General features: G+C 73.7%; 1 protein-coding gene. It reads right to left on the bottom strand.

What is annotated here, in order from left to right; all coding sequences use genetic code 11:
* The coding region (locus tag FOE67_RS27245; RefSeq protein WP_182667481.1) for an amidohydrolase family protein at positions 1-591 on the bottom strand (591 nt) is incomplete at its 3' end.
* Positions 592-848 lie beyond the last annotated feature (257 nt).

Raw genomic sequence — 848 nt, 5'->3', positions numbered from 1 at the left:
GGCGGCGTCCAGGCGGGCGGGGTCCTCCGCGTGGACGAGGAGCAGGCCGTCGAAGGCCGCGAGGGCGGTCATGACGGTGTCGAGGCGTGCGGCGTCCAACGGCGGGAACTCCTCGACGCCGGAGGGCGAGAGGAAGCACTTGAAGCCCATGACCCCGGCCTCGTGCAGGGGACGCAGGTCGGCGGCGTTGTCGGGGACGGCGCCGCCCCAGAAGGCGACGTCCACGGCGGCCCGGGGCCCGGCGACCCGGCGTTTGACGGTGAGGGCCTCGACCGTGGTGGTGGGCGGCAGGCTGTTGAGCGGCATGTCGACGATCGTGGTCACGCCGCCCGCGGCGGCGGCCCGGGTGGCGGTGGCGAAGCCCTCCCAGGGGGTGCGTCCGGGGTCGTTGACGTGCACGTGGGTGTCGACGAGGCCGGGGAGGAGGGCGGTGTCGCCGAGTTCGACGATCCGGGCGCCGGGCGGCGGGCCGGCGTCGTGCGGCAGAACGGCCGCGACCCGCCCCCCGGACAGGACGACGGAGCGGGGACGGGTACCCTCCGGGAGAACGACGCGGGTGGACCGCAGGAGGGTCTCGACGGTGGGCGGCACGACGGAACTCCTGTTCCTCGGGCCCCGGTGTCCCGGGTGCGTCACGGAGGGGACCGGCGCCGGCCCCACGACGAAGGAGTCGGAGGACGGCGGGAAGATCCACTTCAACAGGGTGTTGACGTTCTCCGGAGTGTGGGTGGCCGACGGTTTCGCGTCAAGCCCCACCCGCCCCCGCCGGCGGGAAGACGACGCTTCCGTACCATGGAAGCCCGGTCTTGTTGCACGAAAATCACATCCCTGTCCCGCGAGTCCCCCGC

Source organism: Streptomyces calidiresistens (assembly GCF_014141525.1).
Lineage (GTDB): Bacteria > Actinomycetota > Actinomycetes > Streptomycetales > Streptomycetaceae > Streptomyces > Streptomyces calidiresistens.
This window is presented reverse-complemented; position numbering and strand designations above follow the sequence as displayed.